The organism is Zarconia navalis LEGE 11467 (genome assembly GCF_015207075.1).
In the GTDB taxonomy this organism is placed as follows: domain Bacteria; phylum Cyanobacteriota; class Cyanobacteriia; order Cyanobacteriales; family Geitlerinemataceae; genus Zarconia; species Zarconia navalis.
On the sequence record NZ_JADEXN010000268.1, the window covers coordinates 1 to 7,196 of the forward strand.

Here is a 7,196-nt window from a genome sequence, read left to right on the forward strand (position 1 = left end):
GCATATCTCGTAGCAATTGCAATCCTCGCTGGCGGTTAACGCTTTGCTCTTCGGGGAGGGCGAGTAGCTCTAAAATTCGGTAGGGACGAAGTTTGTTCAAATCGGCTTGCATGTCACCCCGCAGGTTCGGAAATAAGCTTTCGCGTAGTAAGAGAGCCTGCCCTGCCTCCAAGGAAGAAGCGGCTTTTTCGTACTGGTTTTGCTGCCATTGCTCTCGACCCAATTCCAGATAGGCGCTCGCGGCCGCGAGGACGATATCCGAGCGATCGACCTCCACAGAACCGGGACGATTTTCCGCATCGGCTTCTCGATCGGTCGATGGGCCTGCCAAAAGGGGACGAGCTAGCTTTAATACTAATTCATATTCCCCGAGTTCTTGCAGGAGCAGCAAAGCTCCGATGGCTCGATCGTCGTCAATTTCAATACTGGGCGTTTGGGGATTGCTAGTGGGGCTTCGAGGAGTCGCCCCATTTTCTCGACCGATCGCCCCTAGGGGTTCGAGTTCGTAGGTTTTGGCAAGAAAATTGGCATCGTAGCGGGTTCGTTCTTGAGGGTCGCGCAGTACCTCAAACGCTTCGTCGATGAGCTGTTTTCGTTTTTCGATCGCCCCTTCGGAATATTCCCGACGGGGCATCTGCCGCACCCGATCGCGATGGGCCTCCTGCAATCGCTCGGCCGTCGCTTGAATGGGGACACCTAAAATACGGTAGTAATCGAGTGGAATTAGCACCAGTCCGCTCCCGATCGCAGTCAAGTCCCGATCTAGTGTATCGCAATCTGCCCAGAGCCAAACGTGGCATCGACGATCGGTCTTGCCGCAAAGGCGGATTTGAAGTCGCGTTTTCCCATTCGTTCGTGGTAACGTGTATCTGCGCTGGGCATTTGGGTCGAGGCAAGGTTCGAGCGAGTGCCTCCTCTAGCAAAGCATCCGACCGTCGTGCTTTGATAAATTATTGTAAAGCGGTGAAGTTATAGGAGAAATCGTATGGTTCGAGAACGCGTCCTACCCATCATCGACGAGGCCGCTAAAAAGGTGAGTCGAGAAGAAGGGCTGTTACTTTACGAGGATATGGTTCTAGGACGCTTGTTCGAGGACAAATGTGCCGAGATGTACTACCGGGGCAAAATGTTTGGCTTCGTTCACCTCTATAGCGGTCAAGAAGCGGTCTCGACGGGGATTATCAAAGCCATGAGACCGGGGGAAGACTACGTCAGCAGTACCTACCGCGACCACGTCCACGCCCTCAGTTGTGGCGTGACCGCTCGGGAAGTGATGGCGGAATTGTTCGGGAAGGAAACCGGCTGTAGCAAGGGACGCGGCGGCTCGATGCACTTGTTTTCCTCCCCACACAATCTGCTCGGAGGTTATGCTTTTGTCGCCGAGGGCATCCCTGTCGCCTTGGGAGCCGCCTTTCAATGTCGCTATCGGCGGGAGGTGCTAGGAGACGAGAGTGCCGATAATGTCGTTGCCTGTTTCTTTGGGGATGGGGCGAGCAACAACGGTCAGTTTTTTGAGTGTTTGAATATGGCGGCTTTATGGAAGTTGCCGATTTTATTCGTGGTCGAAAATAATAAGTGGGCCATCGGCATGGATCACGATCGAGCCACGTCTCAGCCGGAGATTTTTAAGAAGGCCAGCGTGTTTGATATGGCTGGGGTGGAAGTGGATGGTATGGACGTGCTAGCGGTGCGATCGGTTGCCCGAGAAGCTGTCGGTCGCGCCCGCGCCGGAAAAGGTCCAACTCTGATCGAAGCCCTCACCTATCGCTTCCGAGGTCACTCCCTTGCCGACCCCGACGAGTTGCGCGACCCGGCGGAAAAAGAAGAGTGGTTGGCTCGCGATCCCATCGAGCGCTTGAAAGCTCATCTGAACGAACGGAACTTAGCCACGGCCGACGAACTCAAAGAGATCGAACGGCAGGTTCAAGCAACTGTTGACGATTCGGTGACGTTCGCCAATGAAAGTGCCGAACCCGATCCAAAGGATTTGCGTCGCTTCATTTTCGCGGAGGATTGAGGGACTCGAAGAGTAACACGAGTCTGAAAGAGGGTTTTGAGTGCTTTTTGAGGCTCTTCGTTCGCCGCTCGATCCCTGGCTTGGGATTCGAGCGGCCACGGAATTACCCGAACCTCTCAATTTTTCAGAATTTATGCTTTGTCTGATTCTCCGGGATTTGAAGCGCGCAGCGTAGCTCGAAGTCACCTTATTTAGCATCCATCGGTCAGTCTTATTTCTACGGAGAGTCGAGATCGGACGGTGGCAAAGTTTCCCGAAAATACCTATGCGACCAAGGTGTCGATCGATCCCACATTACGCAAACGGACTGTGGGTTTCTCCTTGGAGAGTTCAACCGACTTGCTTGTAGGCGTTTTCGATCGAATCGAGAAATTCGATGGCGCACCAAGCAGAGTTTTTTGGACTTTTTTGCCCCTTTCCCAATTGTTGGGCACGCAAAGCACGATAGATCTTAGTGAAGGAATCATCGACGATCTCGACGGCTCTCTCAAAAAACAACGTTCCCATACTGACGCGGTCGGGTTACGATCTAAACGGGGTCGGGTCTAAAGTTTAAGGTGCTTTGTCTTGAGTCGAAAAATAAAATTCTCCTAAAAGTCTAGCTCCAGTCGCAACCATCGATCGTACGTAGAGCTTCAACCTTCAGATCGTGCGATCTGAAGGTTTTAGGTCTGAGAAACGGAAACTTCGAGACTCGCATTCGGAGGCAAGGCGGACTGGGAAATGCTAAAAAGATGCTGTTCGCACTCGAGTCAGCAATCTCTAGTCCATCCTCATAAAGAGGATGCCCAGCCCAAAATTTTCGGGTACTGCTGGCTTAGTTGGAGCGATGACGCACGAGGAAATTTTAGCTTTAATCAAATTATGACCTTGACTCGACAAGTGAGTGAGTAATGAACAGCCATCAAACTGATGTCCCGAAGGGCAATCTCTTACTCGTTGAAGATGTCCCCAGCCAGCTACGTTCTCTATCGGTTGCCCTGGGAGAAAATGGGTACAAAGTTCGCAGCGCGATTAACGGCTCGATGGCACTTGTGGGTGCAACCGCAACCTCGCCAGATCTGATCTTACTGGATCTAAATATGCCAGATATGAGCGGTCGCGAGTTTTGCCAAAAGCTCCAAAAAGACTCAGCGATCTCGACGAAGTACGAGATCGAGCCGAGGCGTTATCTTTAGGCGGGGTCGATTACATTACCAAGCCGTTTCAAGTTGAAGAAGTGCTTGCCCGAATTGATACTCATCTCACCCTGCGACAGCTTTCGGTTCAATTCGCCGAGCAAAATATTTACCTTCAGCGACTTTCGGTTCAACTCGCCGAGCAAAACGTACGCTTGCAGCAAGAGATCGGTCATCGTCGGGCGGCCGAACAGCAACAAATCGAGCAAGCCCAGACGTTAGAGAATGCTCTCGAACAATGCCAACAGACTCAAGCTCAACTGGCTCAATGCGAACGGATCTCAAGTTTGGGGGATTTGACTTTGGCGTTAGCCTCCGAGATCGAGGAAGCTGCCAATTCAATTTACGGAAATCTTCGATATGCCACCGATCGCACTCACAATCTTTTAAACTTACTCCAACTCTACCAACTCGAAGTACCCGCACCTCCTGAAGAAGTCGGGCAGTTACTCGAACGAATGGATGTCGCGCTGCTGCAATCGGACTTGCCCCAACAAATGAGTTCGATGCAGGCCAAAACCGAGTACATTTCAGATATCATTCAGTCGCTGCGGCAGTTCTCGCGCCTGGGGGCGGAAGATGTTTGTCCCGTGGATTTGCACGATTGTCTCGATCGCAGTATCGCGGCTTTGCAAGAGCGCCGGGTGAGCGACGGCGCTTCAGTGAGGTTTTTTAAGGAATATGGCGATTTGCCCCGAGTAGAGTGTAATACCCGTCAAATGACTCGCGTTTTTACCGAAATCATTACCAATGCCATGACCGCTCTAGATCGGCGAGATCGGGAAGGGACTTCTCCGTTTCCCATCCCCATGATTACTATTTGTACGGAGCGTCCTAACACCGAGCGGGTCAAAATCACGATTACCGATAACGGAATTGGGATGAGTGAGGATATTGTCAGACAAGTCTTCAAACCCTTTTTCACCACCGAAACGACCGCTAATTTCAAAGGTGTGGGAATGGCAACGGTGTATGCCATTGTCGTACACCAACATCAAGGAGAAATTGGTTGTTTTTCAACATCGGGTAGTGGAACTTCAGTCGCCCTAGAAATACCCACACAATACCAGAGCAATTGAGAAGAGCGAGCGTAATTTTTAGAATCGTTTGGCAAGCCATGGCTCGATCGGGCGAAAATCGAGAGAGAAAGATGAATTTCAGAATTTAAAAATAATAATAATGAGTACCTTAAAAGCTCAGCCCTCTAAAGGAGATATTCTTATTGTTGATGACACCCCCGACAACCTGCGTCTTCTCTCTAATATTTTAAGTGAATCCGGGTATAAAGTTCGGAGTGCGTTGAATGGAACGCTAGCATTGAGAGCGGTGAATGCCGCACCTCCGGATCTGATCTTACTCGATATTACGATGCCCCAGATGAATGGTTACGATATCTGTAAGTCTCTCAAATCCGACGAACATACCGAGGGAATTCCCATTATTTTTCTGAGCGCGCTCGATCGCAGCTTTGACAAAGTCAAAGCTTTTCAAGTTGGCGGTGTCGATTATATTACCAAACCCTTTCAAGTGGAGGAAGTGTTAGTTCGCGTCGAGAACCAGTTAACTCTAAAAAAACTTCAAACCCAACTCGAACAAAGAGTCAAGGAACGAACGGCCCAACTCGAAGCAGTTAACCAAGAGCTAAACCTGGAAATTGTCAAGCGCAAGCGCGTTCAAAAAAAGCTGCTGCAAATGGCGCTGCACGATAACCTCACCGGTCTTCCCAATCGAGCCTTCCTCCTCGAGCGACTCGTACAACTTCTCGATCGAGTCAAACAAAAGCCCAGCGAGCAGTTTGCCGTCCTCTTTCTCGATTGCGATCGCTTCAAAGTCGTCAACGATTCCCTCGGTCATTTGGTCGGAGATCGACTCCTAGTGGAAATTGCCCGACGCTTGCAATCATCCGTGCCTCAAGTAGAAACCTTAGCAAGGTTGGGTGGAGACGAGTTTACCATCGTTCTGGCTGACATTCGGGATATTCGCGAAGCCACCGAACTGGCCCAACAGTTACTCGAACTCTTCAATCATCCGTTTTACCTCGATCCTCACGAAGTCTTTATCAATACCAGTATCGGCATCGTCTTGGGCACCCCCAGTTACGAACTGCCCGAAAATCTCCTCAGAGATGCGGATGTTGCCATGTATCGTGCCAAAGAAAAAGGTCGAGCTTGCTATGAGGTTTTCGATCGGACCATGCACGATCGGGTTTTGAGCTTTTTGCAGCTCGATACCGATTTGCGCAGAGCCATGGAACGCAAAGAGCTCATGGTCTACTACCAACCCATCGTCGCCCTAGATACGGGCTATATTGATGGATTTGAAGCCCTCGCTCGCTGGAAACATCCGACGCGAGGCTTTATTTCCCCCATGGAGTTTATCCCGGCAGCCGAAGAAACGGGATTGATTATTCCCATCGGTCAATGGGTGCTCGAAACGGCGTGCCGTCAGTTGCGAGAGTGGCAAACTCAACGCCGCCAACGATGTTCTGCCGACGAGGATGCACTCCCCTTAACCATGAGCGTCAATCTCTCCGTCCGACAATTCGTTCAAGCGAATTTACTCGAACAAATTGACGAAATTTTGACCCGCCATCAGTTAGAAGGTGGATCTTTAAAGCTAGAAATCACCGAAAGTGCGATTATGGAAAATACTCGATCGGTGGCGACGCTACTTCAAGAACTCAAGTCCCGTCACATTCAGTTAAGTATTGATGATTTTGGCACCGGTTATTCATCTTTGAGTTACCTCCATCGTTTTCCCGTCGATACCCTCAAAATCGATCGCTCCTTTATCACGCGCATGGAGAGCGGTCGCAAGAATAAAGAGATCGTCGGGGCCATTATCACCCTCGCCCATCATTTAGGCATGGGTATCGTCGCTGAAGGGATCGAAACTCAGCCACAGGCTCGCCAGATACGAGCGATCGGCGGCAAATGGGGTCAGGGTCTTTTGTTCTCCCCGGCAATAGAGAGCGCGGCAGCTGGGACAATCCTCGATCGACAGTATCGCTTTTGACGGCAGTGCTTTTGAAGGAAATAGATCGCATCGGTCGCGTTCGATCGCTTTCTGTTATACTGATCCCGGTAAAAATCAGAAGGTTAAAGTACGATCGAGCTTTTTTATCCTGCCATTGCCAGTTTTCCGCAACGAATCCCCTTCTTTTCCCTGTAAGAGATTCTTAGACTCGTTCTATCGCTCTAATTTCAATAGAGCCATTTAGGCGCCGTACGAAACTCGAAGTTCGCCCGTTTCGCCAAGGAGATGAGTACCCGATAAAGTCTTGGGCGATCGAGATGCACTCGGAGAGTCAAGCCAGAAAGTGCGACACTTTCAAGTGAGATCGTGCATCCCCTCTAGAGACCATCTTTTTCCCCAGACAACATCGCTCGCTTCTCTGGTTCGAGTAGAAGAATTGAGACTGTCAAGATTTCCAAAAAACCTTGGTCTGTAAGGATTCACAACCAGTTTCCGGGGAGACACCCCTTGTCCGGAACCACTTCTTCGTAGATAGTAAAGGACATCTGGGTGCGGTCGGAGTCCAAAAAACGATTTTCCGGCTCTATATAGAAACGATTAAACAAATTAAGATCTGTTACCGATACAAATTGCCAAGAACTGTAGCTATGCCGAATCTATTTGCTCGAAATTGTGCAAAACTGAGGGGCGTGACTCGAACGAACTCGACCCAGTTGAACCCGCGACTTTCTGCACTTAAGTTGCGGGATCGTTTGTGGATGGAGGCGATCTCCTTTTCCCCTCCTAACCCGCAAAAGTTTTTTGGATGTCCTCCGTTTAAGCCCGAGACTTCGATCCGAGATGCCCTTGGTATCCTGTCCCTCGCGGGGTTTGTATTCGGTCTGGTCGGCAGCGCTAGCGCCACATCCGTTTCTCCCCCAACCCTCAAATCGCCAAAAGTCGAGCCGACGATCTCCGATTGGGAAAATTTCCCGAACGCCCAATCCTTTCAGACCCTTAAACGGTCGAAAGGGAAATTGAAAACC

At 50.3% G+C, this 7,196-nt stretch carries 6 protein-coding genes; 5 read left to right on the plus strand and 1 reads right to left on the minus strand.

The window, feature by feature from the left end:
• Positions 1–730: J domain-containing protein (locus IQ235_RS14235; protein WP_264322116.1), on the minus strand; the 730-nt coding region annotated here is incomplete at its 3' end.
• Between the two features lie 255 nt (positions 731–985).
• Between IQ235_RS14235 and pdhA the strand changes: the two genes are divergently transcribed.
• The 5 genes from pdhA to IQ235_RS14260 all read left to right on the plus strand — a co-directional run.
• Positions 986–2,017, plus strand: coding sequence for a pyruvate dehydrogenase (acetyl-transferring) E1 component subunit alpha (gene pdhA, locus IQ235_RS14240; RefSeq protein ID WP_264322111.1), 1,032 nt, complete (start codon positions 986–988; stop codon positions 2,015–2,017).
• A gap of 893 nt (positions 2,018–2,910) precedes the next feature.
• Positions 2,911–3,195 carry a response regulator gene (locus IQ235_RS14245; RefSeq protein WP_264322112.1) on the plus strand — a complete coding sequence of 95 codons (285 nt, stop codon included), beginning with the start codon at positions 2,911–2,913 and terminating at the stop codon, positions 3,193–3,195.
• Complete coding sequence (locus tag IQ235_RS14250) at positions 3,126–4,274, plus strand: sensor histidine kinase (RefSeq protein WP_264322113.1); 1,149 nt, start codon at positions 3,126–3,128, stop codon at positions 4,272–4,274. Before IQ235_RS14245 ends, IQ235_RS14250 begins: the two co-directional genes overlap by 70 nt.
• Before the next feature lie 100 nt (positions 4,275–4,374).
• Positions 4,375–6,210 (plus strand): EAL domain-containing response regulator, encoded by a 1,836-nt coding sequence (locus IQ235_RS14255; protein WP_264322114.1) that lies wholly within the window; start codon positions 4,375–4,377, stop codon positions 6,208–6,210.
• 650 nt (positions 6,211–6,860) lie between these two features.
• A partial coding sequence (locus IQ235_RS14260; RefSeq protein ID WP_264322115.1) for a hypothetical protein occupies positions 6,861–7,196 on the plus strand: 336 nt, incomplete at its 3' end.

What these genes read in the sequence shown, in the direction of transcription:
- IQ235_RS14255 (WP_264322114.1), top strand. Translation starts at nt 4,375, where the DNA reads ATGAGTACCTTAAAAGCTCAGCCCTCTAAAGGAGATATTCTTATTGTT.
- IQ235_RS14245 (WP_264322112.1), top strand. Translation starts at nt 2,911, where the DNA reads ATGAACAGCCATCAAACTGATGTCCCGAAGGGCAATCTCTTACTCGTT.
- pdhA (WP_264322111.1), top strand. Translation starts at nt 986, where the DNA reads ATGGTTCGAGAACGCGTCCTACCCATCATCGACGAGGCCGCTAAAAAG.